Source organism: Segatella albensis DSM 11370 = JCM 12258, from assembly GCF_000426565.1.
In the GTDB taxonomy this organism is placed as follows: Bacteria; Bacteroidota; Bacteroidia; order Bacteroidales; family Bacteroidaceae; genus Prevotella; species Prevotella albensis.
The window spans coordinates 1-26,049 of the sequence record NZ_AUFP01000012.1; the positions used below are offsets into that span (position 1 = coordinate 1).

19 protein-coding genes are annotated in these 26,049 nt (G+C 43.7%); 10 read left to right on the forward strand and 9 right to left on the reverse strand.

What is annotated here, in order from left to right; all coding sequences use genetic code 11:
• Positions 1-306, forward strand: a 306-nt coding sequence (locus K333_RS0107825; protein WP_027452539.1) for an IS3 family transposase, incomplete at its 5' end; no start/stop codon positions are given.
• A 77-nt stretch (positions 307-383) separates the two neighbouring features.
• On the opposite strand, the gene K333_RS0107830 is transcribed toward K333_RS0107825, so the two are convergent.
• The 5 genes from K333_RS0107830 to K333_RS0107850 form a co-directional block, all read right to left on the reverse strand.
• Positions 384-2,666: a TonB-dependent receptor gene (locus K333_RS0107830; RefSeq protein ID WP_027452540.1), complete on the reverse strand. Its 2,283-nt coding sequence runs from the start codon at positions 2,664-2,666 to the stop codon at positions 384-386.
• Positions 2,667-3,515: 849 nt separating this feature from the next.
• The gene (greA, locus tag K333_RS0107835) at positions 3,516-3,980 is read right to left on the reverse strand and encodes a transcription elongation factor GreA (RefSeq protein ID WP_024990295.1); all 465 of its coding nucleotides are present in this window, start codon (positions 3,978-3,980) and stop codon (positions 3,516-3,518) included.
• A 92-nt stretch (positions 3,981-4,072) separates the two neighbouring features.
• Positions 4,073-5,314 (reverse strand): type IX secretion system plug protein, encoded by a 1,242-nt coding sequence (locus K333_RS0107840; RefSeq protein ID WP_036886411.1) that lies wholly within the window; start codon positions 5,312-5,314, stop codon positions 4,073-4,075.
• A gap of 49 nt (positions 5,315-5,363) precedes the next feature.
• Positions 5,364-6,611 carry a M64 family metallopeptidase gene (locus K333_RS0107845; RefSeq protein ID WP_238314464.1) on the reverse strand — a complete coding sequence of 416 codons (1,248 nt, stop codon included), beginning with the start codon at positions 6,609-6,611 and terminating at the stop codon, positions 5,364-5,366.
• Between the two features lie 39 nt (positions 6,612-6,650).
• Entirely contained in the window at positions 6,651-7,565 is a 915-nt protein-coding gene (locus K333_RS0107850) for a glucosaminidase domain-containing protein (protein WP_024990298.1), read from the reverse strand.
• A gap of 99 nt (positions 7,566-7,664) precedes the next feature.
• On the opposite strand from K333_RS0107850, the gene folK reads away from it, so the two are divergent.
• Entirely contained in the window at positions 7,665-8,048 is a 384-nt protein-coding gene (folK, locus tag K333_RS0107855) for a 2-amino-4-hydroxy-6-hydroxymethyldihydropteridine diphosphokinase (protein WP_024990299.1), read from the forward strand.
• Here the strand turns inward: folK and yfcE are convergent.
• The 3 genes from yfcE to K333_RS0107870 form a co-directional block, all read right to left on the reverse strand.
• Positions 8,034-8,570, reverse strand: coding sequence for a phosphodiesterase (gene yfcE, locus K333_RS0107860; protein WP_024990300.1), 537 nt, complete (start codon positions 8,568-8,570; stop codon positions 8,034-8,036). The genes folK and yfcE overlap by 15 nt on opposite strands.
• An 11-nt stretch (positions 8,571-8,581) precedes the next feature.
• Positions 8,582-9,721 (reverse strand): GTP-binding protein, encoded by a 1,140-nt coding sequence (locus K333_RS0107865; RefSeq protein ID WP_024990301.1) that lies wholly within the window; start codon positions 9,719-9,721, stop codon positions 8,582-8,584.
• 130 nt (positions 9,722-9,851) lie between these two features.
• Complete coding sequence (locus K333_RS0107870; protein WP_024990302.1) at positions 9,852-10,289, reverse strand: Hsp20/alpha crystallin family protein; 438 nt, start codon at positions 10,287-10,289, stop codon at positions 9,852-9,854.
• A 341-nt stretch (positions 10,290-10,630) separates the two neighbouring features.
• On the opposite strand from K333_RS0107870, the gene K333_RS0107875 reads away from it, so the two are divergent.
• The 6 genes from K333_RS0107875 (at position 10,631) to K333_RS0107900 (ending at position 21,510) form a co-directional block, all read left to right on the forward strand.
• The gene (locus tag K333_RS0107875; RefSeq protein WP_036886414.1) at positions 10,631-12,685 is read left to right on the forward strand and encodes a patatin-like phospholipase family protein; all 2,055 of its coding nucleotides are present in this window, start codon (positions 10,631-10,633) and stop codon (positions 12,683-12,685) included.
• Positions 12,686-12,865: 180 nt separating this feature from the next.
• Positions 12,866-15,463 (forward strand): TonB-dependent receptor domain-containing protein, encoded by a 2,598-nt coding sequence (locus K333_RS12110; protein ID WP_024990304.1) that lies wholly within the window; start codon positions 12,866-12,868, stop codon positions 15,461-15,463.
• Positions 15,460-15,852 carry a hypothetical protein gene (locus K333_RS0107885; RefSeq protein WP_024990305.1) on the forward strand — a complete coding sequence of 131 codons (393 nt, stop codon included), beginning with the start codon at positions 15,460-15,462 and terminating at the stop codon, positions 15,850-15,852. The genes K333_RS12110 and K333_RS0107885 overlap by 4 nt, the downstream gene beginning before the upstream one ends.
• Before the next feature lie 22 nt (positions 15,853-15,874).
• The gene (locus K333_RS12115; RefSeq protein WP_051230903.1) at positions 15,875-17,377 is read left to right on the forward strand and encodes a DUF6850 family outer membrane beta-barrel protein; all 1,503 of its coding nucleotides are present in this window, start codon (positions 15,875-15,877) and stop codon (positions 17,375-17,377) included.
• A gap of 44 nt (positions 17,378-17,421) precedes the next feature.
• Positions 17,422-18,657: a DUF4876 domain-containing protein gene (locus K333_RS0107895; RefSeq protein ID WP_024990306.1), complete on the forward strand. Its 1,236-nt coding sequence runs from the start codon at positions 17,422-17,424 to the stop codon at positions 18,655-18,657.
• A 42-nt stretch (positions 18,658-18,699) separates the two neighbouring features.
• Positions 18,700-21,510, forward strand: a complete 2,811-nt coding sequence (locus tag K333_RS0107900; protein ID WP_027452544.1) for a M16 family metallopeptidase — start codon at positions 18,700-18,702, stop codon at positions 21,508-21,510.
• 381 nt (positions 21,511-21,891) lie between these two features.
• Here K333_RS0107900 and K333_RS0107905 read toward each other — a convergent pair whose 3' ends face one another.
• On the reverse strand, positions 21,892-23,271 hold the full coding sequence (locus K333_RS0107905) for a hypothetical protein (RefSeq protein ID WP_154653016.1): 1,380 nt from the start codon (positions 23,269-23,271) through the stop codon (positions 21,892-21,894).
• Positions 23,272-23,978: 707 nt separating this feature from the next.
• On the opposite strand from K333_RS0107905, the gene deoD reads away from it, so the two are divergent.
• Positions 23,979-24,677 (forward strand): purine-nucleoside phosphorylase, encoded by a 699-nt coding sequence (gene deoD, locus K333_RS0107910; protein ID WP_027452545.1) that lies wholly within the window; start codon positions 23,979-23,981, stop codon positions 24,675-24,677.
• 342 nt (positions 24,678-25,019) lie between these two features.
• A complete protein-coding gene (locus K333_RS0107920) occupies positions 25,020-26,021 on the forward strand; it encodes a helix-turn-helix transcriptional regulator (protein WP_024990309.1) in 1,002 nt (333 codons plus the stop codon).
• Positions 26,022-26,049 lie beyond the last annotated feature (28 nt).

The following is a 26,049-nucleotide window of genomic DNA, read 5'->3' on the forward strand; positions in this document are numbered from 1 at the left end:
GTATTACACTCTGATCAGGGATGGCATTATCAGCACATGATGTATCAGAAGATGCTCAAAGACCATGGAATAGTGCAAAGCATGTCAAGGAAAGGCAACTGTCTGGACAATGCTATGATGGAAAATTTCTTCGGACTGATGAAGAACGAATTGCTATACGTGAATCATTTTGAATCTATCGAAGAGTTTGAACGAGAACTGAAAAAATATATATGGTGGTATAACAATAAAAGAATAAAACTGAGATTAAAAGGAATGAGCCCGGCTATATACCGAGCTCACTACTATAGAGAGATAAATAATTAATATTTAATTAATCGTCCAACTTTTCGGGGTCACATCATATCAATATAGAATCCCTATAAAATATCATGTATATATGATTAGTCGATATAGAAGCACATCTTCACACCAACATTCCTGCCCATATTCCAAAGTCCCTGTCGACCGGTTTGCTCGTTAAAGCCAATATATTTAAGTCTGCTCAGATGACTCTGATAAGCTCTGTCAAACAAATTGTTTGCTGTGAGGAAGATAGACATTCTACGCTTACCGTTGAATTTCAGGTCGGTTCCGGCTGAAAGGTTTACCAGCGTATAAGAAGGAGTAGCTGTCTCCGTGTTATTGAGCGCATAGAAATGATTCTGTTTGAGATTACATTCCAACTCAGCTGCAACATATGTGTTGTTGAACACCTTGCCGTCACGTACGATATCATATTTCAATTCACTATTCCACCTTGGCGCTGGAGTCCATGGCAAATACTTCGACTCTTCAGGCTGATGAAGTTGAACACTATTCACATAAGAGAAACTGTTCTGGAAATGTAAGCGATCGATAGGGTGGAAGTCGATACTTGCCTCTCCACCAAGTAATCTGGCATTACTCTGGATATATTGATATACAGGACAATCATCTCGCTCTTCGTCTCCTTTTCGTGTATTGAAGATATAGTTATCGATGAAGTTGGCAAACAACTGAAGTTGTGCCGAGACCATGGCAGAAGTATAATCCCATCCTGCATCAATCTGCCAACTGTGTTCAGGTTGTAGGCCATGATTGCCAAGCAAATACTGTTGAGTACCCTCGTGTACACCATTTGAGGCCAACTCACCAAGATTAGGAGCACGGAATCCACGAGCCAAGTTCAGACGAACATTCATGTTATTGTTGAGCGCATAAACCATACCTACACTTCCAGACATACTGGTGAAATTTCTGCTGAAGGCATCGAAGTTTACCTCGTCGCTCTCAAGTGTAAAACTGTGCAGATGTCTGTTGTCGATTCGAACACCACCACTCAGCGTATATTTTCCTACCTGATAGCTTGCTGTGGTAAAGATACCAGCATCAAACAGCACATAACTAGGAATAAGGAATTCTTCGCCACGGTTATCATTTTTCTGCCACATACCATTGATACCACTCACGATTTTCAGGCCATTATTTTCAGGCCAAATATATTTCGCATCATAGTTCAAAGTATGCAACTGCATGTCGAGACCTGGTTCATTTTCGCTCTCTTCGAATTCTTGCCTTCTGTTTTGCTGATAGCCAACCAACATCTTCAAGATTCCATCACCCAGATACAGAGAATTATCGCTTACTAACTTATAATGATGAATCTGCTGCCAAGGAAGATATTTGCCGTAGGTATAGTCATCTTTACGTTCTCCCTCTGCGATACCAGGAGTAAGATGATAATAATCCATAATGACATGACTGTATCCCCAATCCTTGTTCACGCCAACCATTGCATTTGCAGCCTGTTCGCGATATTGAGTACCAGCCACATACCCATCATATTTATTTTTATATTCGTGAGCTATTTTATTGCTCCATCTACCATCCCATACGATACCATTCTTATTTCCTCCGAAGTTAGCAGAATAACCCAAAAGGCCGTTGTTACTTTGGTATTCTGTCTCTACGTTGGCCTGCATGGTATTCTGTGCCATGATTGGGTTACCATGGAAGATGATGACGCCTGCCATCGCATCAGAACCATACATCAGAGATGCCGGGCCTTTTAGAATTTCTGCAGAACTAATACTCTGTGGGTCTATCTCTATACCGTGTTCAGCACCCCATTGGTTGCCTTCCTGTCGGATACCATCGTTTACAACGACCAGACGGTTGAATCCCAATCCACGAATGACAGGTTTAGAGATGCCGCCACCCGTTGTGATCTGCGAAAGACCCGGTTGCTGAGAAATAGCATCGATGACATTCGTAGAAGATATAGCATGAAGTTGCTGCGCATCAACCACAGAGATAGGAGTAGGAGAGTCCTTCATCAACGACTTACCCGTAAGCCCCGTTACGATGATTTCGTTAAGCATTGCATTAGACTCTTTCATTTCAAAGTCCATATTCTTGATCTCGTTCAAGTTGACTTTCTTGATGATCGTCTGATGGCCTACATAGCTTACCTGTACGGTTAGCGTCTTTTGGGGCAGGTTTATCATCGTGTAGTTTCCGTTCATGTCCGTTACCACACCCTCTTGCAGTTCAGGGATATAAACACTTACACCTATTAATGCACTATGGTCTATTGCGTCGGAAATATGTCCTGATAAAGTTGTTTTTGGAGCAATAGGCTCCATAGCCAATGCCCATGCAGCTACACAAAGCCACATCATCAGCATTGAAAATATTTTTTTCATTATCTGTTGATTTACTTATCTTTTTACTTTAAAATTGAATTCGTCGGAAGCCAATAATCCCTATCAGTCTCCATTTGTTGCCATTAAGATAAGTAAAAAGGGGGCGCTCTACATGATTTTGTGCCGTGGAAGGCGGCAAATAGCGAACTTCTGTCTCCGTAGGTCAACAACAGTAAGAGAGAGAGACATACACATACAGAAGTTGTACTATATATAATATAAGGTGTAGATAATAATTGGCAGAGAATACAATGGTCGATGCTACTCGCTTGTTGCGTCAAATGTCCGTCATGATGTACATGATGGGCACAGGCCGAACATGCGATATGATTTTCTACACGACGTTCGTGATGATGGAATCCTGATAAAAAAAGCATCGGCACGAATACCAAAGTCAATATCCATGCTGCAAAGATTCTTTTATGTTGCAATTCCTTCATTTCCTGCGCAAAGGTAATAAAAGTTTCTAAAATATGATATAGTATTAATACTTTTTGTACTTTCGATAATCATATAAAAAACATGGGGTCACGTCTCACGACGCAACTCCACCAAACATTATGTACGAGAAAAAAATTTTCATTCTTTTGATGATGCAAAGGTATAAATAAAATTTGGAATAACAAAAATATTTCTCTAAAAATAGAGAATTCTCTAACATTTTGTCAGGAATATATCCACTTATTATTAAAATTTGTTACTTCTTTACATACTCTTGCTAAAAATATACATATTTTATGTATACAGAAATATAAACAGACGATACCAATGTATCTTTCGGCTGAAACACAAAGAAGAGGAATACCTATAGATTTAGATATCCCTCCTCATCATTTTAATATGAAAGATTTAGTACTTTATACTGTCTACACGGAATTTAAGGAGACCGGCAGGAACTTTCACTTCTACCTCGTCACCAACCTTCTTGTTCAGTAAAGCTTGTGCAATAGGCGATTTGATAGAAATCTTTCCCTCGCGTACATTAGCCTCGTGCGGATTAACGATCATGTAGTTCACCTGCATGTTACGGGTAAGGTTCGTAAGACCCACATGACAAAGCAACTGGATTGTACCATTAGCAATCTGCGACATATCGATGACGCGAGCATTGGCAAGAACCTTCTGCTTAAAACTGATTCGTCCGAGCAACTTACTCTGTTCGCGCTTTGCAGCATGATATTCGAAGTTCTCGCTCAAGTCACCCTTGTCGCGAGCTTCAGCAATAGCATCTTTCACTTGTGCCAGTTCCACTGTCTCCATATAATGGAGTTCAGCTACGAGTTTGTCATAGCCTTCTTGAGACATATATTCTATACTCATAATGCGTTGTTTCTAATTTATGTCTGCAAAGATAATAAAATGATATGGATAATTTGCGAAAAAGCAGAAATAAAATAGAAGAAAGATTATTTCAGGTCAGCATATCCCATAAGATAATCGGTACGGGCTCCGATCGGACGATAATAGACCAAGAATGTATATCGATTTCTGGTTTGATAAAAGTTGCCCTCTGTTGGAATAAGTGCCGTACGGCCATCGGCCAACACTTGTACATATTGATAACTATAATACCCCAGTTTTAGAGGAATCGTAGTCTCATAGCGATGCTTCTTCTCATCATACGTCATACGATATTGAGGTAGAAACAAGTCATTCGTCCATCGCCCGTTGACATATACTTCCCCAGGTAATCTGTCACTAGGCAGAGAGAAGTGTACCCAAACATATTCCGACGTATATTCTGCCTCTCTGTTGTCTCGATTACGGAGTAAGAAAGCTCCATTACCACTTTCCTCATACACATAACTCAACCGCGCCTCCGCAGGCCAAAGATAAGCATGATAATGACCATTGTCCCAATCCATCTCGCTAATGCCCAGACCAACCGTCGACTCATCGAGCATCTCGAATTTACGATATTCGTTTCCACCATCGAAGATTAGCTTGCGATTATGGTTCCATGCCAGTCCCTTACTTGTAATATAAGTAGGTTCGGCGTTTACCACAGCATGATCATAGCGCAGATTTTGCAATACCACGGTTTTGATCTGCGAACGCCAATCCGTCACGTTCACATCTCCATAGTTCAAAGTCATTTCCACCTGCTGATGTCGATTGTTCACATCCACGTCCGTATTCGTTGTCATACGTACGGAGGTTCCCATACGGGGGTCTACGACCATGAAACAAGCTGAAAGGATTGGCGAATTCTCATCATTCTCGTCGAATACCATCACCCGATAATTACCACTCATCTTCAAGGAACAACGCTCGTTAGGAATCTGAAAGCCATAATGCGTATAGAGTGTATTGGTGTTGACAGATTCCGTAATATTGTCCTCGATGGTCACGGCATCATTAAACCCCTCGATATAGTCGGAAGCAAAGAGCGAACTTGATTCTTTCCAGTCAGCATCACAATGTACGACACGATATACATAACGATGGTATTCGTGGGTCATATCATCAAAAGAGATTCGTATCGTCCTACCGGTTCCCATTCGCTTAGCCTCTTCGAGCGAGATGATTGGAGGGTCTTGCCAATTCTCTCCCGCAACCACCTGTAGCGACCGGATACGATTGCTCATAATCTCGTTTCGTTGCGCCAGCGCCACCAACGGGAAAATTATCAGCAGGCACAACAGCATCCATTTCTTTGTTCCATGACCCATATCCATGACGATGCCGAAATAACCGCTATTTGGTGAAAAAATCGATATACCTTCTGATAGCCTGTTCACATACAGGACAGAAAGTAGGGAAGGAATTGGTACGCATACGACAATCCTTAAAGCCTCGATATACCCCATTCAGACTATATCCGGCACCTTCGTAGAAGCCAACCCCATCAACTTTATTGATCAAGTTCTCCCATTTATCGTGGAAGTCCACCTTTGTCGTGATATTCTTCTCCCAAGGTTCCACATCATGTGGATACATCGGAATAGGTTCATTCTCATAAGCATATTCGTCAGCCAGTCCTGCAAAACTATGACCAAACTCATGTACGATGACCGGTAACGAATAAGAATGATGAGCAGCCGACAAATTATAACTGTTGAGGATGCCACCACCACCATAGGTAGAAGTATTCACGAGGATGATGATATGCTCATAAGGAATTCCTGCCAGTACATTATGTAAATCCTTGATATTCAATGTTGTTAGATATCTGTCACTATAGAAAGTATCGAAGTGAGAATGTAATACCGTATTTTTCCAGATACCCTTAGAAGGTTCGCTCGTACCACTCTCCTCAGAAGGTGCACATACCGCTACGACCTCAAATCTGTCACGCATACTCTTGAACGGTTCATGAGCGAACAGCGCCCCCATAGCTCGATCTACATCTTCGCGGAATATTCCCATCTCCTGACGGGTATATCCCTCAGCCACAAAGGCGATACGGATACATTTTGTACTATCCGCAGGACGTTGCACAACATCATAAGGTGTTAGATTCTTCTCCCCGATATGACGGATCAGAATATCCGTAGGCACCACCTGATGAGTCAGCGTCGACGTGATGACACGTCTGTTATCCCTCAAGTCGATGGTCACGTCCACCGTATCTTTAGGCATTGGGATGAGAAAAACATTCTCAAAACTGCGTGATACACGTTTTGCTTCATCATTCGTAAGCCATTCTTGGAAGAGCGTAGAGAAACAATAACGATAGATGATCCGTTGTGAACGATGGTCACGAACTGTGATCTGTCCATTACCTTCTACTGGCAACTCTGCCAGATGCTGCCGCTTGCCATACCAATGAGGCGAAGTAGCAAGTTCGTCTACGGAAATATGCTGCTCCTTGACGTTACCACTAAAATTGTAGTCGATACGCAAGGTACGGTCTACGAAAAAATCTTCAAACTTTTGTGCCTTCGCTCCCATAGCAAGGAATAGGCACGCCCACAAACAGATAGATCTGCAAAACATCTTCATCATTTAGCGTATTTTTAAGTTTTAGTCCGTTCTAAGGTCTTATCTTACCCTCAAACGAGCTCCCGTATATATCTGATAATCAGGAGAAAGACAGTTTAGCTTATAGAGACTCTTCAGACGGATACCATACTTCTGGGCGATAAGATACATACTCTCGCCATCTTTGACGACATGCACATAATTCTTATACTCTTTAGGCGCCTTGTTACGTTTCTTCTTCAGATAGATGATATCGCCTTTATGGAGCACATCCCTCTTGCCGCGCTCATTATATTTGGCGAGTTTGCGCCAGCTGATACCCACCTCTTCGCCAATACTCTTGAAGGTATCGCCCTCACGAGCATACAGATAATAGTTCTTGTTGAAAATCTTGATCGGATGAAGGAGCTTCTTGTTTCCTGGCATATCCGCACCACTATGTTGCGCCATGAAACGGTCATATCCCGTAGCGCGATCATACTGGTCAAGATGATAGAGTTCGATAATCTGAATCAACTTACTGGCATAAGTAGGGCTTGTGGCATATCCGCACGATTTTAACGTATAAGCCCATCCCTTGTAATCATAGATGCTGAGATTGAACAGACTACTGTATCTTGGTTGACGGGACAGAAATTTGCTATGATCCTCATAGCTTTCCTTAGCATCTGCGTACACGCGGAAACATTCGCCCGCTTCATCATCATCATGATATTGCGTAGGTCCCGTCCAGTTATGGCATTTGATGCCGAAATGGTTGTTGCCCTGTCGAACCAAGTCGCTCAATCCAGCCCTACTTTCGAGCAAGCCCTGGGCCAAAGTGATACTGGCAGGGATACGATAGCGCATCATCTCCTCGATAGCCAGATCCTTATATTGATTGATATAATTATAGTAAGCCTGATTTGGTCGTATCTGAGCTGCCACATGGAGCATCATGAAAAGCGATAGACCAAGCAATAAAATTTTCTTCATCCTTAAAATACTAAATTTATGCGCAAATTTAAGAAAAATAAGCCATATAGCGCCAAATAATTCAATATTTTTAGTAACTTTGCACGAATTCCAATTCAGATGATAGAAAACAGACAATTGATAATAGCTTTAGGCTCTAACATCCATCAGGAGCAGAATATGCGAAAAGCCATCGACTTGTTGCAAGAATACTTTAGTGGAAAGATGGTTTTTAGTCGTATGATGTGGACCGACCCGATAGGCGTAGAAAGCGACAAATTTCTGAATTGTCTGGCTAAGGTGAGCACCACGCTGTCCCTTGACGCTATTTCCCGTCTTCTCGATAACATAGAGAAGAGTCTGCATAGTACCAAGGAGGAGCATCGTCAAAGTATCGTGAAGATTGATATAGATATCATAAAATACGGTCGCGACCGCCATCATGAGAAAGACTGGTCACGACCATATATCAACACACTCTATCAAGAATTACTCCGCTTGTAGTATATCGCCATCAAGCGAATAGAGCGTAATCTTACCTTTTTCGTATATTGCCATAGATGGCACTCTGCCACCTTTAGGAAACGTGATACTTCCCGTGTTGCATACCACAGTACCATTCTCCAGTCTACTGAGTTCGTAGAGATGTGTATGGCCCTGTAGCACATAGTCAAACCTGCCAGGAGGAAGGTTCGACTTGTTGTATAGATGTCCATGCGTGAGGAGCAACTTCTTACCCTCGTCCACGAGCAAAGCATAATCCTGCATGATCGGGAAGGAAAGCAACATCTGATCTACCTCAGAGTCACAATTGCCCCTGATGGCCACGATGTTGTCAGCCATGACATTCAGTCGCTCAGCAATCCCCTTAGGATCAAGACCCTCGGGTAATCCGTTTCGTGGCCCATAGTTCAATATGTCGCCGAGAATCAGCAACATATCACACTTTTGTTCACGATAAAATTCAAGAGCCTTATCGAGCGCCGGAAGTGAACCATGAATGTCAGAGATAATGAGATATTTCATAACCTAATCTCTTAATCCATCAAGCACTTGTCGAGTTCAGCCTTGATAGCAGCCTCGTCCATATTCTGACCGATGAAGACCAATTTCTGCATACGGTCACCATACTTCTCATCCCAGTCACGTTGCAGACCAGGGTTCTTGGCCATGAAATCCTTCAGTTGGTCGGCAGGCATCGTAGCATACCATTGTCCTGCATTTTTCAGTCCCACCTGTTTACCAGCCTGTTCAAAGACATAGCATGTATCTTTCTCTTCACGGAAATAGCAGATACCCTTGCATCGGATAACCGTCTTAGGCCATTTGCGAGCGATAAACTCATCAAAGAGCGACAGGTCGAAAGGACGACGACTGCGATACACGAAAGTACCGATACCATATTCCAGCGCCTCACCGCTTTCCTCGTTTTCCAGGTCATCGTCATCATCCTCCATGGCAGCAATCCATCGTGCTGAGGTAGCCACTTTCTCGAAGTCAAAGAGATGCGTATTTAGGATTTTGTCAAAATCTACGTCACCATAGTCACAAGGAATAATCTCAGCCTGAGGTTGTATCGTCTTCAAAATCTTGGTCACCTCAGCCAGTTCCTCCTTCGATACCTCAGAAGCCTTGTTGAGGAGAATTTTGTTACAGAATTCCACCTGCTGGATAACGAGGCTCTCCAAGTCATCCTCCCCGAAGTCGTTGCCCAGCAAACTATTACCGTTGGCAAACTCATCACGGATGCGCAGAGCGTCCACCACGGTAACGATAGCGTCGAGTTTAGCTACGGCCTTGCGTGCATAGTCAGGATACATCTTAGGATATACACTAATCGTCTGAGCGATAGGAGCAGGTTCACAGATACCACTTGCCTCGATGACGATATAGTCGAAATTGCCAGTCTCGGCGATGTCGCTCAATTGCTTTACGAGATCCATTTTTAAGGTACAGCAGATACAACCATTAGAGAGCGGCACCAGACTGTCGTCCTGTTGTCCGACGATACCATCCTTGGCGATAAGCGCCTCGTCGATGTTCACCTCACCAATATCGTTGACGATGACGGCAAACTTGATACCGCGTTTATTACCGAGAATACGATTCAGAAGCGTAGTCTTACCACTTCCCAGATAACCGGTAAGCAAGAGTACAGGAATTTCGTTGATTTTCATATCTATGTTTATATTTTATTATTAGTTTCTATTGTCACCAGGGGGTAGAGTGGCAAACTTCGTGCCAAAAAGAAAAGGCCGTGGAAGTTTTTTTCTACGGCCTGTACGAAGAGAAAACAAAGTTGCAAAACTACTCTATATTGATTTTCTTTAAAGTCTTATTTATCTCCTGTGGAGCCAACTTCGGCATATTGATTTCAAGAATACCATCGTTGACCTTAGCAGAAATCTTATCCTTATCCACATCGTCCGGTAAGACGTATGTCTGTTCATAGTTAGAGTAAGAGAATTCACGACGCAGATAATGTTCTTTCTTGTTCTCCTGTTTATGTTCCATCTTGTTCTCGATGGCCACATTCAGATTACCATCCTGATCCACATTCATGCGTACGAACTCCTTTTTGAGTCCTGGAGCGGCAATGTCCATCACATAAGCCTTATCATTCTCCTTGACGTTGACAGCAGGTGCTGTGGCGTTTACACGTGGCATCAGGTCTGTGTCAAAAAAGCTATCATCAAACCAATTGTTCAACCAATTCTGTTCATTGTTTCTACGAGCTAACAACATAATCAATACCTCCTAATTTTATTTTTAATCCATATTAAATTTTGTTGCGGCCTCGGTTTGAGTTGTTGGATACTTGTTGAATCCTTCAGCTTATTGCTTCAGCTTTCACTAACCTGAAATGCAACTTTTGTGCCATGGTCTAAGGTCTGCCATATTTTGCCATGATGTCAATTTTCTGCTGACAATTCGTCAGTTGTTCGGGATTCTTTCGGGATTCCTTCGGGATAGGGTGGTGAATGGTGTTTTGTTTATGTAAGAATCCTATAACAATATTTCGAAATAAGTTTGGTACAATGAATTAAAATCGCTACTTTTGCTTTTTAGAGTAATAAAAAATGGTAATGAAGATAATCCGTCACATCGTCATCTTGATAGCAATATGGGCCTTGGGAGCAAATTCCCTCATGGCACAAGAACAGATAGAAAAGCCTCGCAAGAAAGTAGCGTTGGTACTTTCGGGAGGCGGAGCTAAAGGTATGGCCCATATCGGCGTCATCAAGGTGTTGGAACGGGCAGGAATCCCTATCGACATCGTTACGGGCACCTCGATGGGAAGTATCATCGGTGGACTCTATAGTATCGGATGGAACGGTACGGAGTTGGACTCTCTCGTGCGTAAACAGGATTGGGGATTCCTGCTTTCCGATAGAGAAGATTATTATTCTCAATCTGTCATCAACCGCGAACGCCAGAATACCTATTTCTTTACCAAACGACTCACGATGGGCGGTAAGAAACAGGTGAGCGAGGCGGGGGGCATCATCACAGGAAGAAACCTGAGCAAACTCTTTCAGCATCTCACTAAAGGATATGGCGACTCCATCGACTTCAATCATTTGCCACGGCCTTTTGCTTGTGTGACAACAAATATCATCGACAACACAGAATATGACTTCCATAGTGGGCAACTCGCTTTGGCCATGCGTGCCAGTATGGCTATCCCGGCAGTATTTTCGCCTGTAAGACTCGACGACAAACTGTTGGCGGACGGGGGATTGCGCAACAACTATCCTGCTGATGTTGCTCGTGAAATGGGGGCTGACTATGTGATCGGAGTTCTCGTGCAGAGTAAAGAACGGGGTATCAACGAATTGAAGACAAGTGCCCAAATTCTGGGACAGATCATCGATCAGAACTGTAAGAACAAGTATGACGCCAACCTTGCCATTACCGATATTCCTATCGCCGTCAACGTGTCGGGATATAGCGCAGCCAGTTTCTCCAAGAATGCTGTGGACAGTCTGATCCGTCGAGGTGAGGAGGCTGGCATGGCCAACTGGGATAAGATCATGGCCCTAAAGCGACAACTCGGACTTGCCGATGATTATCAACCTAAGAAACTCCATCCTAATGCCGAAGCTCTGTCGCCAGTCAACTTCCGTGAGGATGAGCGTGATGTGCGCCCACAGAAAGACCAAGCGTTGGGTAGCGTGGGCTTCCGCTTTGATACCGAAGAGATGGTAGCCCTGCAACTGGATGGTCTCTATCAGATGGCTAAACAGCCGTTGGATGCTGAGGTGACCTTGCGACTAGGCAAGCGCATCATGGCGAGAGGACAAGGGATATGGGCGATGAAGAACCATGCCAAGATGGCATTGGGTTATACTTATAGATATAATGATTTTGATGTATATAAAAGAGGTGAGGAGGACTATACATTAAGGTATCATCATCATCAGACGGCTTTCAGTTTTCTGGGTGTGGGTATCCGTAATATGGTACTCGACCTGACGGCACGATGGGACTACTATCGTTATGCTCAGATGCTCAAACTGGGACCTGTAGGGCGTGACGACTTGTCGTTCAGCGATGATCATTTCATCAGTTATCATGCCAATTTGCACTATAATTCCGAGAATATAGGCACTTTCGCAACAAAGGGTGCTAGGTTTCAGGCAGAATATGCTTACTATACCGACAACTTCGGTGACTATAAGGGTCGTTCGGGCATCAGCATCCTTAGTGCGATGTGGAGAATCTCACTGCCGATGAACCATCGATTCACCCTTCAACCGATGTTCTATGGACGAATGCTTACCGGTAAGGAGGTACCTATCATCTTGGGCAATACGATTGGTGGTCAATGGTATGGCAACTTCATCGAACAACAGATGCCTTTTGCCGGTATGGGACATATTCAATGGGTGGCCAAAGACTTCCTTGCCTTTCAACTTAAGGCACAAGAGCAACTTACCACCAACAATTTCGTGCTGTTCAAGTTGGCGATGGCGCAGAATGCTGATCGATTGCGCGAGCTTATGAAGCATCACACCTTATGGGGAGCACAACTGGAATATTATTATCGTACACTTTTCGGTCCCGTTGGTGCGACATTCGGATACTCTAATGTGGCAAAAGGTTTCAATTTGTACATAAATATCGGATTTAACTTTTAAAATATCCCCTTAATTTCATCGTTTCTATACTTTTTACCTAAATATTGTGAACATCTACCACATTTCCGGTATATAAAATCACAACTTTTAGGTATTGTGACTTTTTGTGAATCTCCATACCTTTGCACCTGCAATAGAATCGGTATTGAATACCGGAAGATAAAACAAAGGATTGAGAGAATGAACAGAATCGGAGATGTCGTACTCATTTCTCTTCTTACTGTGATACCTGGTAAAGGTTGGGCTCAGAACATCACAAAGAGAAATCAGTTAGACAGTATAGCGAAACCACGTCATATTGTGCGAAAGGATTCCGTCAGTAGGATGGAACGTGACGTGCATGCCTTAGGCGAAGTGGTGGTGACAGCCCAAGAGGCACGAGGATTGTCGAGTAGTTCGGTGGTGGGAAAGCATGCCATGGAACATCTGCAACCTTCTTCTTTCAGCGACTTACTGGAGTTGTTGCCTGGTGGTCGTTCCGTTGACCCTACGATGACGCAAGTTAATACCATTCGTTTGCGCGAGGCCGGTAGTTCTACCAACAGCAATTATGCTACCTCTTCGTTAGGTACAAGTTTTGTGGTTGATGGCGCTCCAATCAGCACGAATGCCAATATGCAATTTATCTCGGGTGGTGACACGAAGGATGCCAACAGAACGACGATGAATGCCGGTGTGGATATGCGAAGTATCTCTACGGACGATATCGAGCGCGTGGAAATCATCAGAGGTATCCCTTCGGTGGAATATGGTGACCTGACAAGTGGTCTTGTGAAGATAGAACGTAAAAGGGGAGGACGTGACTTGTCGGCTCGACTCAAGGCGGACATGGATAGTAAACTCTTCTATTTGGCCAAGGGGTGGCAATGGGACAACGGGACGACGTTGAACCTGAGTGCAGACTATCTGGCAGCTAATGGTGACCCGCGCAATACTTTGGAAAACTTCAAACGTGTGAATGCCAGTATACGTTATGGACGGAAATGGAAATATATCTCTTATATATTAGACTTAACGAGTAATCTGGATTTCGGTAGTATTCTGGATAACGACCGGCAAGACCCCGACCTCAACAAAAACAAGATTGATACTTATAAGAACGACTCCCGCCGGTGGGCTTGGAGTACGGTTCTCAACCTCCGTTCCATAAAACCTTCGTGGCTGAAGTCGCTCTCGATGACTTTCTCTACAAGTTATGAGGATGATCATTCCGAGCATACTCGTTTTGTGGAGACTTCCGCAAACACCATTGCGGCAACGACTCTCGTCACGGGTGAAAGTTATGCCCATATTCTCCCTTATTCGTATACCGCTACGGCAGGAAGCGAGGGACGCCCGATGAATGTATTCCTCAAGGTGAACGGTAAATTTCAGGTACCTAGTGACAAGTTGGTAAATACACTTCTCATCGGAGCAGACTGGAATATCGACAAGAACTTCGGGCGTGGACAGATTTTTGATATGTTGTTGCCTCTGTATCCTGGTGTCTCGGCCCGTCCTCGTGACCTCTCTACGATACCTGCCAACCATACCATCTCTTTTTATGCCGAAGAGAATGTAAAGTTGCCTGTGGGTGATCATCTCATTGAGGTGAATGCGGGTGTACGTTCCAACCAGTTGTTCAATATCGGTAGTCGGTATGCCATCGAGGGCCGTATGTTCCTCGACCCACGTGTAAACATCGGATGGACGATGCCAAGTTTTCGTTTCTTCGGTATGCCTTCGTTCATCAAGATATATGGTGGTGTGGGCGAGCATACTAAGTTTCCTACACTCGCTCAGCTGTTCCCTGATCCTAAATATATTGATTTGGCCGAACTCAACTATTATAATACGTATCATCCAGAGTATAGTTGTGTGTATCTGCAAACTTATGTTGTCGATGAAACCAACGAAGAGTTGAAACCTGCGCGCAATATGAAGTGGGAGGTGAATGCCGACTGGAACTTCGGGGGCAACCGTCTTACCGTTACTTATTTTCATGAGCGTATGGCATCCGGATTCCGTGAACAACGTATCTATGCACCTTATGCCTATCGTAAGTTTGATGCCGGTATGATTGATGGCCGTCAGCTCACGGCGATTCCTAATGTGTCGGTATTGCCTTATACGAATCTCTTGGAACTTAACTCCAACACCCAATATACCAATGGTAGTGAGACGCTGAAAAGAGGTATCGAATATACTTTTGCCAGTAGGCGAATTCCACAACTGATGACCCGACTTACCATCACAGGAGCTTGGTTCCGTACGATCTATCGTAACTCGATGGTGGAAATGGAACGTCCAAGTGTAGTCCTCGACAATCGACAGATACAGTATGTGGGTATCTATAAGGATAATGATGGCGTGACCAATGAGATGGCCAACACAAATTTTACCTTTGATACGGATATTCCACGCCTGCAACTAGGTTTCTCGATATCGGCACAATGTCAATGGTATACGTCGAGTCAACGGAGTCGTCTGAGTAATGCACCTGTGGCTTATATGAATCCTGAGGGAAACACGATAGACTGGAAAGAGGGCGATGAGAGCGATACATTCTTGCATTATCTAGTAAGAAATTACACCGAGAATGACTTTGTGAAGAATGTGGTCCCTTTTGCCATGAACCTTAACTTCAAGGTGACGAAGAAACTCTTCAACGAGAAACTGAATGTCGCTATGTTCTGTAACCGCATCTGGGACTATTCTCCTGATTATCAGAATGGTAATATGACGATCAGAAGACACGTGAATCCGTATTTCGGACTGGAAATGAATATGAAATTATGAAAATGAAAAGTTTCTTATATATAATAGTCGTTGGCGTGATGATGATGGGGCTTACTGCTTGTCATGCTGATGAAGATCAACTCTTTACTACGGCTGCCATCACCCTTACAGGGAGCGATACGATCTATGTCGATAGGATACAAGGAACCATAACGCTTACCAACCTGAATACCAAGGAGCGGGTCACCACGGCCGACTTTGACGGTTGTACGGCAACGGTAAACTTGTTGCGTGGAGTGTATCAGGTAAGTGTAGATGGGCAGGTGAAGTATCGTGACGGTCGGGGCATCACGCACATCGACAACTTCCGTGCCTCGCAAGATCAAGTATCGATCGTCGGCAGTTCGATGACAATAGTAGAACTTCCTATGATCTTGATGAATCCGTAATCTTAGTTTTCTCATGATAAAAATGAACAGAAAATTACTCGTACTCAATATATTTTTGACGGTGTCCTGTCTTGGATATGCCGCCCCTAAAGATTCTGCCTATATCGAGCGACAGAATATGCTGAAGACGGGTCTAGGACAATACGATGTCAATCCGGCCTTCTACGGACGAAAGTATCTGTTTTCCCAGAACGAACTTCAACTGGGTTTTCTTCATGATCGACAGAAGTTGGCTTATGTAGAACAAAAGGGTGATGGATGCTTTGCAACTCGCATCAGAACAGAGAGTTATATCCGCCTATCGAAACGCTCTACAGTATGGGGAATGGCCTCTTATCGTACTCGGAATACCAAACATATCCGATGGAACAATACCGCCGACTATGATTTGTTGGCTCCTGATGTTACGGCGGATAGTGTAGGGGGTGATACCAAGAATGAACAGTATTATTTCAGAGGTGGATATGCCGGTTCGTATGGTCGATGGACGATAGGTGCCGAGGCTGAGTTTAGGGCAGAACAAGAATACAGGCAACGCGACCCACGAATGAGGGGTGTGGTGAGCGACCTGAATATCCGTTTGGGTGCTACGCGTGAATGGCTATCTTACCGATGGGGGGTGGCTCTGTCCGGAAATGTGTATCGCCAGCGCAACGATGTTAAATTCTATAATTTCGATGGTGGATATTCTCAATATCTGATGACGGGATTGGGCGAAAACTATCATCGCTTTGCCGATAACAAACCTGATGTGCAATATCGTGGTGGTGGCGTTGGTATATCGTTGCAGATGATGCCTGCCACTTCCCAAGGATGGTTGGCGAGTGTGTCGACAAGTGAGCATCGCTATGAGCGCATCCTCGTGTCATACAACTCTCTTCCGCTTACCACACTCTATCATCAGCAGATAGACTTGATGGTAGGATGGAAGCGTGAGGGGGATAGCGACTTTGCCATATGGGGGGAATATCGATGGAATAAACGTTCGAGTGATGAGAGTATCGTTGGCGCAAGTTCCGTGAATGTATATCCCGTAGAGGGTACGCTCACGATGTATAAGTACGATATCACCGATGCTTCCATTCATGCTCTTTATGGTCGTAACGGTCGCCATCCGTGGCATCTGGGTATTGATGCGGGCTATCAGAATCGACATTCTTCTTATGCTTATCCCGAGCGCAAGATGAATGTTGCCCGTGGATACGCTCTCGTTAAAGCACAACGAATGACATCTCTCGATGACCGATGGAAATTGCTTACCACGATATATACCGGTTACACCAAGAAGTTGAGTAGTCATATCGTGATGCCTTATGCCATCATGGAAAAGAGTATTTCCGAGATGATTGCATCCAACTATAGATTTGCTTGTACCGATGATTTCCAAGGGGGTGTGTCGGTCCGTGCGGATTATCAGATGAGGGGGGGCAACACGATCTACTTCCAACTCGCGGGGGATGTCATCGTGAGTCGTCCGGAGAACAACGAGCAACAGGTGGTATGTACCTTGGGAATTACCTTCTAAAGAGAATTGAACAGAAAACGATAACATATAAAATATAAACGAAAATGAAAAAGAAACTATTTCGGAGCCTACTCGTGCTCCTCAGTTTGAGTATGTCCTTTGTGGCATGTAGTAGTGATAGCGAGGAAAACGTGCCTACGGCTCCTCTGAAACTTGTCGTTCAAGCTCCGCTGGATGCTGACGATGTACAGAGTCTCGACGCTAAGGCTACCCTTACGAATGTACAGACCGGTGCTACTTATTCTCTCGATAAGTTTACCGCTAAGGATGGTAGCTTTTCGGCTACAACAGAGTTGCCTGTTGGCAGTTATAACGTGGCCCTTGACGGCAAACTAGTGTATCAGCTCAATGGTCAACAGGTAAGTTCATTGGTTAAGGCTTCTGCCAATGGGGTAACGGTGGCTCAGTCTACCACAGAGAACACGAAGACCCTTGCCTTGAGTACATATCATGCACAAGATGGTTTCGTAATTTCCGAGATCTATTATACGGGTAGTCTGAATGCTAAGGGTACGAATTCATATATGTATGACCAGTATGTCAAGATTACAAACAATTCCGACCAGACACTTTATGCGGATAGCATCGCATTCTTGGAGTCTGAGTTCCTTACTTCCAGCAAGCATGACTATACACCAGACATGATGAACAAGGCTTTCTCTGTAGATGCTGTCTATATGATTCCTGGTCATGGTAAGGATCATCCTGTAAAACCGGGTGAGTCGATTACTTTGGCTATCCTGGCACTTGACCATACTACCGTTCTTGCCGGAACTGCCAATACCTCAAAGGCTGACTTTGAATTCTATGATGAGAGTGCAAGTGCTGCCAACCAGGATGTGGACAATCCTGATGTTCCCAACCTCGACAAGTGGTATTCTTATACACAAAGTATCTTCTTGCTTCATCAACAGGGTTACAAGGCTTATGCCATTGCCCGCATGAATACCACCAAGGAGGAGTTTCTGAAGAATAATGCCTATAAGGCTACTTATAAGTTTGTCTTCGGTGACATCTCTAAGGATATGAGTACTAATACTTATTTTGTACCAAATGCTTGGATACTTGATGCCGTGAACCTTGGTGTGGAGGCTAAATATGAATGGAATGTCACTTCTCCTACACTCGATGCCGGTTATACTTATGTGAGCACGAAGGCTAACGACAAGGCTCGTTTCGGTAAGGCTGTAATCCGTAAGATGGAGAATGGTAAGTATGTCGATACGAATAATTCTGCTAATGACTTTATCCCTGCCAGCAAACCTTCTTTGGTGAAGTAATAGAATAAGGAAAGAGTGTATATTACTATAAACAAGAACGTTATGAAAAAGTTTTTTATTTCTCTCATCGTCCTCACATTGTCTCCTCTTGCGCTCATGGCGCAGAAGGTGGGCGTTGACAAGACTTATCGGGTAGGACGATTGAAGAACGGACTTACTTATTATATCCGCCATAATGCCAAGGAGACGGGATTGGCCGATTTCTATATCGTGCAACGTGTGGGTAGTATTTTGGAGGAACCGCGTCAGCGTGGTTTGGCCCACTTCCTTGAGCATATGGCCTTCAATGGTTCTCAAAACTTCCAAGGCACACCTCAGTCACCAGGTATCGTTCATTGGTGTGAAGCTCATGGCATCAAGTTTGGTGCTAACCTGAACGCTTATACTTCGGTAGACGAAACCGTTTATCATGTGTCTTCGGTTCCTGTGAAGGGTGGAGTGAACGTGGATTCTACTCTCCTCATCTTGCACGATTGGAGTCATTATCTGAACCTTTCGGATGTGGAAATCGATAAGGAACGTGGTGTCATCCATGAGGAATGGCGTAACCGTCGCTCGGGTAAGGCTACTCAGCGTATGATGGAAGAGGCTCTCCCAATCATCTATCGGGGTAGTAAATATGAGGATTGTATGCCTATCGGTAACATGGATATCGTAGATCATTTCCCTTATCGTGACCTGCGTGACTATTATCATAAATGGTATCGTCCTGACTTGCAGGCTATCATCGTGGTGGGCGACATCGACGTGGATGCTGTAGAGGCTAAGGTGAAGCGTACATTCGAGAATATCCCGATGCCTACCGATGCGGCCAAGAGAATCTATTATCCAGTGGAGGATAACGAGGATATCATCGTTGCTTCGCTGAAGAACAAGGAACAGCCGATCATGCTCGTCAACCTGTATATGAAGCGTGATGCTACGCCCGATGCTGAGAAGGATGGCGTGAATTACCAGCGCGATGGCTATATCGAGGCGCTCATCGACTATATGACGGGGGAACGACTTGGCGAGATGCAGAATGCTGAGGTAAAACCTTGTCTGAGTGCTTCTGCCCGCAATGGTCAGTTTTTCATCAGTCGTACCAAGGATGCGTTCACACTTTCTTTTGGGGCACGCCAAGAGAATGTCAAGGGGTCTTTCGAAGCTGCCATCGGTACGATAGAGCGCATCCGTCAGCATGGGTTTACGCAGGCTGAACTGGATCGTGCCAAGGCATTCCGGAAGAAAGTTGCCGACAGAACCTATCGTGAGCGTAATGATCGCCGCAATTCTTATTTCGTGAGAAAGGCGCAGGCTAATTTCTTGGAAAATGAACCGTTGTTGAGCGAGGATGAGGATAAGGATTTGCAGGAGCGCTTTGCTCGTGAGGTTACACTCAAGGAGGCAAATGCCGTTACCCGTAAGGTTATCTCTGATCGCAACCAAGTTCTTGTGGTCTATGCTCCGGATAAACCTGATTTCCAGATTCCTACGGATGCTGAACTCAAGAAATACGTGAAGGATGCTCAGAGTCGCAAATATCCTGTCTATAAGGACGTGAAACTTACTCAGAATCTTTTAGCTCATGAACCTAAAGCCGGTCGCATCGTGAGCGAGAAACCTTCTATCCATGGCACCACGGAGTTCACGTTGAGCAATGGCTTGAAGGTGTATTTCAAGCATACCGATTACAATAAAGACCAGGTGGTGATGCATCTCTTCGGTGAGGGTGGCACCTCTGTATATCCTGACAAGGATGCCGTCAACTTTGAAATGATTCCTACCGCTATCAACAAGTCGGGGGTAGGCAACTTTGATGAGTTGACCTTGGATAAGATCCTTGCCGGCAAGAGTGTGAAGGTTCGTCCGTTCATTGGTGTGGAGACACAAGGTATCAGCGGTAATTCTTCCGTTGCCGATGCCAAGACGATGTTCCAATTGGCTTATCTATATTTCACGCAACCGCGTCGTGACGACCGTGCCTTCCAAAGTGAGGTGGGACGTATGCATTCGTTCCTGACCAATCGTGAGGCCAGTCCTAACGTGAGCTACAACGATTCGTTGTCCGTCATCTCTTATGGTGACAACCCTCGTACACGTCCTTTCAAGGCTGCCATGCTCAAGGATGTTGACTATGGTCGTATCCTGCAAATCTATCGTGAGCGCTTCAGTAATGCCGGTAATTTCCGTTTGATAGTTCTTGGTAACATAGAGGAATCTGCTCTTCGCCCATTACTTGAGAAGTATATGGCTTCTCTTCCTTCTACCGATAAGAAGGAGACATTTGCCCGTACTTATCCTAATGTGCGTGACGTGAACGAAGTTCACCAATGGAACAAGAAGATGGAGACGCCACAGTCTAAGGTTTCCATCATCTATACGTGGCCGGAGAAATATTCGGCTCAGAACGACTTGAAGCTCGACATCTTGAAGCGTGTGCTCAGTATCGCTTATACCGACAGTGTACGCGAGGAGAAGGGTGGTGTATATGGGGTAAGCCTTAGCGCAAGTCTCGACAAGAATTCTACTCCGGAGGCACTTCTCAAGATTTCCTTTACCACGGATCCTGCCAAATATTCTGTCGTGATGCCTATCGTATATCGACAAATTGCTAATATTGCGCAATATGGCCCTGAGGCTTCGAGCATGAATAAGGTGAAGGAATATCTTGTCAAACAATACCATCAGGCTGCCATCACCAACGATTATTGGGATTATGTTCTCTATAATGAGATTCGTAATGGCGTTGACTTCGACAGTAACTATCCAGAAATGGTGGAGGCTGTGAGTGATGCTGACATCCGACAGATGGCTGCCGACATCCTGAAGAGCAATCGTCGTATCGAGATCACGATGCATTCTGCACGATGATCTTGGCAGACCGGATGATTCTTACAATGGCTCAGTCATGAGTTTTATCTATATTGCAAACAACGCTTCGTATGTTGCCGGCGGGCAATGTATGGAGCGCTTTTGTTGTTAAGGTATAAAGCAAGACCCTCTATCCAGTGAGGATAGGGGGGCTTTATCTTTAGTTTCCTGAATAACATGAGAGTATCCCGAAGGCATCCTGAACGAATCCCGAAGGATTCTCATCTTTTTACTTTCCTTGTCAAAGAAAGGAGGTAAGACCTTTGTCTCACCCCCTTATCTTGTCTATATTCGTTACAAATTATGTTTTGCTAATTCATCGATGCGTTTACTACATCTCCATTTATCCAAGCATTTACGCTGGTTGTTAAATGTATCCCGTTAGGGCTCTGCTGGCACTACATTTACAGGGAGAGTAATAGTATGCTCACCATCATTATCATTATCCCAATCAGCCACTACAGCTTCAACCTTAATACTTGTTAGACCAAGACTCAACTTAAGAGTATATTGTTTGTTAAGTAATACAGGATTTGCAAAATCAACAGTTTTGGTTATAGTCTGAGTAGTCTCTGAATAACCTTCAGCAAGATTAGCATCTTCCGTTCTTACGGTATAAGTAATAGCAACTGTGAAACGAGGATATGTACCTGGCATAAGCATCAATGGTCTTCTATCTGTACTATTATATGCAGTTACATAATCTGTGGTAACACCAGTAATACCGGAAGCTCCAAATATATTTTCAGCGTTTACAGTTGCAGGATCTATCATAGCAGCATTAAGAACATTATAAGTTCCAGAATCACCTGTAGGAGTAATTTGTTCTGTAGAAGATTGTGCTTCATCAGCTTCTGTTAAGGTCCATATACCTGTAGCAAGATTGAACACACCACCCTTGGTAGATTTATATCCTTCTCCTTCGGTAACTGCAGTCCTGGTATAGTTTGTAGAGGTAATGGTAATGTTGGACACCGTAATCTTGGTGAGTGGACGGCTATTCGCATCTACTTCCATAGTTACATCTGGGTCAACATTAACCTGTACGTCTTTAATTTTAGCGAGAGCATGCTTGAAGTTGAAACCAACTTTACCGTTAGTTTTCATCTTGGTAAGATTCTCGTTCAAATTAGCAACAGAAACTTCGGAAACTTTGAGGTCAGAACCTACACCGGCTTGAGCGACTCCACCTACAGTAGCACCATTAGTAGATGTTGTACCCCAAAGGAGGTCAACATCATTACCAGCTCCTGAAAGGCTATAAGTTATCTTAGGGTCACCAGCATCAGTGTTTGCTGATAAAGCAGTAATACCAGATCCTTCTCCGCTACATGAAGCTACATAAGGAGCATAAGCAAAGAAACTCAGTTTCTGTACAGTAGCCTCAGAAGCTCCATTTGTATCAATTCCATTAGGCCAGTACTTTAGAGGTGTATAAACCCATCCAGAAGAATATCTAACCTGCTGGTTCCACATAAAGTTAGGTGCCCAGTTTGGAGTATCTTCTGTAGTTGCCATAGTTGAATGACCTGTAGCACCATAATCAGAAGCGCCTGTGTTATAAGCGAACACACCGAAACCTGTAGTTTGGAGAGTTGTGGAACTAATATCACCTGCATAACCAGCACGTGTTCCATTGCCATTATAAGCAGAGAAAGCGATAGGAGAATCCTGAGCTACATTGTTAACGAAATCGTTACTCTCTGAGCAACTAGCTAGCATCAATAATGAAGATGCAGCAAAAATAAATAGTTTCTTCATAAATAATCTATCTTAAATTAGTAATAGTGTTTAGAAAATGCGAATCTGATCTTTAATATCACAAAAAAGTAATAAGAATGTTTTCTTATGTTAGCCTCATTCTATCTGTTGCAAAAATAATAGCTATTTCATCTTGTGTCAATATTTTATGGTGACTTTTTTTTCATAATTTGTGATATCTTGTTTTTTCTTTCATAATTTATGCTCCCCCTATACTTAATATACTAAAGTTGGTATAGGGAAATGACATAGACGAAGAAAAATGCATGTCTCCAAACAATTTTCTGTTAAATCCTTACTACTTTAGCAAAAAACTTTGTATATTTGCACCATTAATTTAATTTCGCATGTGGGGTGGGTTTGTCGTGATGACACGCTCACCTGTTTTTTATTGTTACTTTTGATATATCACAAAAATATGATAAAACACTTGCATAATCCAATAATAGTTGCTAATTTTGCAAAAGATTATAAAAAACAAAGAAAGTTAAAGGCGTTTTGAGAACATATTTTTCTCGTCGTCGTGATGACGACATATTCTCAAGTTATCTATATATATATTATTAATTTAATGGACTTCTCGGCAATCAGTTGAGGAGCCCATTTTTTAGGCTCTATAGTTAAAATCCATGCGAAACCTTGCTTTTGTGCCGTCTTTTCAATAATAATGTATATCTTTGCAATACGAACTATAAAAATAAAATATTATGTCAACTCCACACAATGCAGCTAATCTTGGTGATATAGCTGAAACCGTAATTATGTCGGGCGACCCTTTGCGCGCCAAGTTCATGGCAGAGCATTTCCTCGAGAGTCCTGTTCAGTTTAATGGTGTACGTAACATGTTTGGTTACACCGGTACCTATCAGGGCAAACGTGTCAGCGTGATGGGCCATGGCATGGGTATGCCATCAGTAGGAATCTATAGTTACGAATTGTTCCATTTCTATGATGTCAAACAGATCATCCGCGTGGGTACCGCAGGATGTATTCAGAAGGGAATGGATTTGGGCGACGTCGTCATCGCTCAGGGTTCTTGTACCGATTCTAACTATCTTCATCAATATCGCTTGCCGGGTACTTATGCGCCTATCGCAGATTACGACTTGCTCTCTTCGGCCGTAGATGGCTGTAAGAAGATGGGCATCCGCTACTGGGTAGGTAATGTGCTGAGTAGCGATGTCTTCTATGATGATAACCAGGAATGGAAGAATTGGGCCAAGATGGGTGTCCTTGCCGTTGAGATGGAAAGTGCGGCGCTCTATGCTAATGCAGCGGCAGCCGGAAAGAAGGCACTTACGATCCTTACCATCAGTGACAGTCTGGTAGAAGACAAGGCTACATCGGCTGAAGAACGCCAGAATGCTTTCACCAATATGATGAAGGTAGCCTTTAGCTTGATTTGAATTAGGATAAAAGTTCTCTAAACAAGAAGGCACGATACTTATTGTATCGTGCCTATATCATCCCTTACGGACTACTAGTCTTTTGTGTTAACCACTGTCTTTAGTTAAATTGTAAATTGCGATTTTTTTAGAAAGATGAAAGATCTATTTTTTTCTTCGATGATGCAAATATATATAAAATGAGCATACCATGCAAATAAATTATACCCCAAAATGACCCAACATCCGAAAAAACGACCCCACAAAACCCCACAATATTTCTGTATTTTGTAGGGTGAAAAGTTTTTGGATTCAAAAAATTGTGCTATCTTTGCATCAGAAACCATAATCAACCGATATATCATGACTACACTACCTTTAAAGATTCTGTTACAAGATTTTATAGAACAGCATGGGGAAAATAGTGAGGAAAGGCTCCGATTCACGGTGTTCTTGCTCAACTTTATCATTTCTTTCATCGTCCTCTCCACAAATTTAATCAGTATCTTAGGGCATGCTCCAACTACCTATATTATTATTACGATAGGACTTCTCTTGGTAAACATATCCTCGATAGCATTATTCCTGACGCATAAGATGAGTTTGGTAGGAGCTTTCGCCTATTATGGCATCGGTTCGCAATTATTCGAGTCTATGCGTATCATCTTTCTCACCGTGTTGCCTCCGGAGAATGTTGACGTACTTATCGTGGTCAACCAGATAGCGTCTTATTCCATACTCCTGTATCTCGTGATGGGATTCGTGCCTCGTGCCCCGTTTATCGTTGCCGCGATGTCCATCGTCACGATCCTCTTTGCCGGTTTTTATCATGGTGGCGTCATCAGCATGGCTATCACGACGCTCTTCGTCATCTTGATGGCTATCACGTGTTTTCTGGCTTCCATCTGTCATTCTACCATCCATACTATCCAACAGGAGAATATCAAGTTCCGCTCACAGCAGGAGGGATTGCTGCGCTCTTTCCAGATGACGGAGGAGGAATTTGTGGTCTTCGTACAACTCAGCAGAAATAATAGGAACGATCGAAAGAGTATCTCCCGACTGTTCCGTAAACTCGGGGAACAATCTGAGCATAATATCATTGAAGCCGTGAAGATAAGAATGGCGGAAAAGGAAGCAGAAAAAGACGGTCTATCAAAGGTGTTCCCAACCTTTACCCCTGTGGAACTCGAGGTATGTAAATACGTGATCGCCGGTCATACGCTCAAAGAGGTGGCTCGTATACTCAATAAGTCGGAGAAGAATGTGAGTGCCGTAAGGGGCAGAATCCGAAAGAAACTCGGACTCGTCCCGGAGGAAGATCTACGAGAAAATCTAGTCATGATAGCCCATAAGAAGAAATAGTCGATGGCTTTGTGGGTTTCTAGGACAC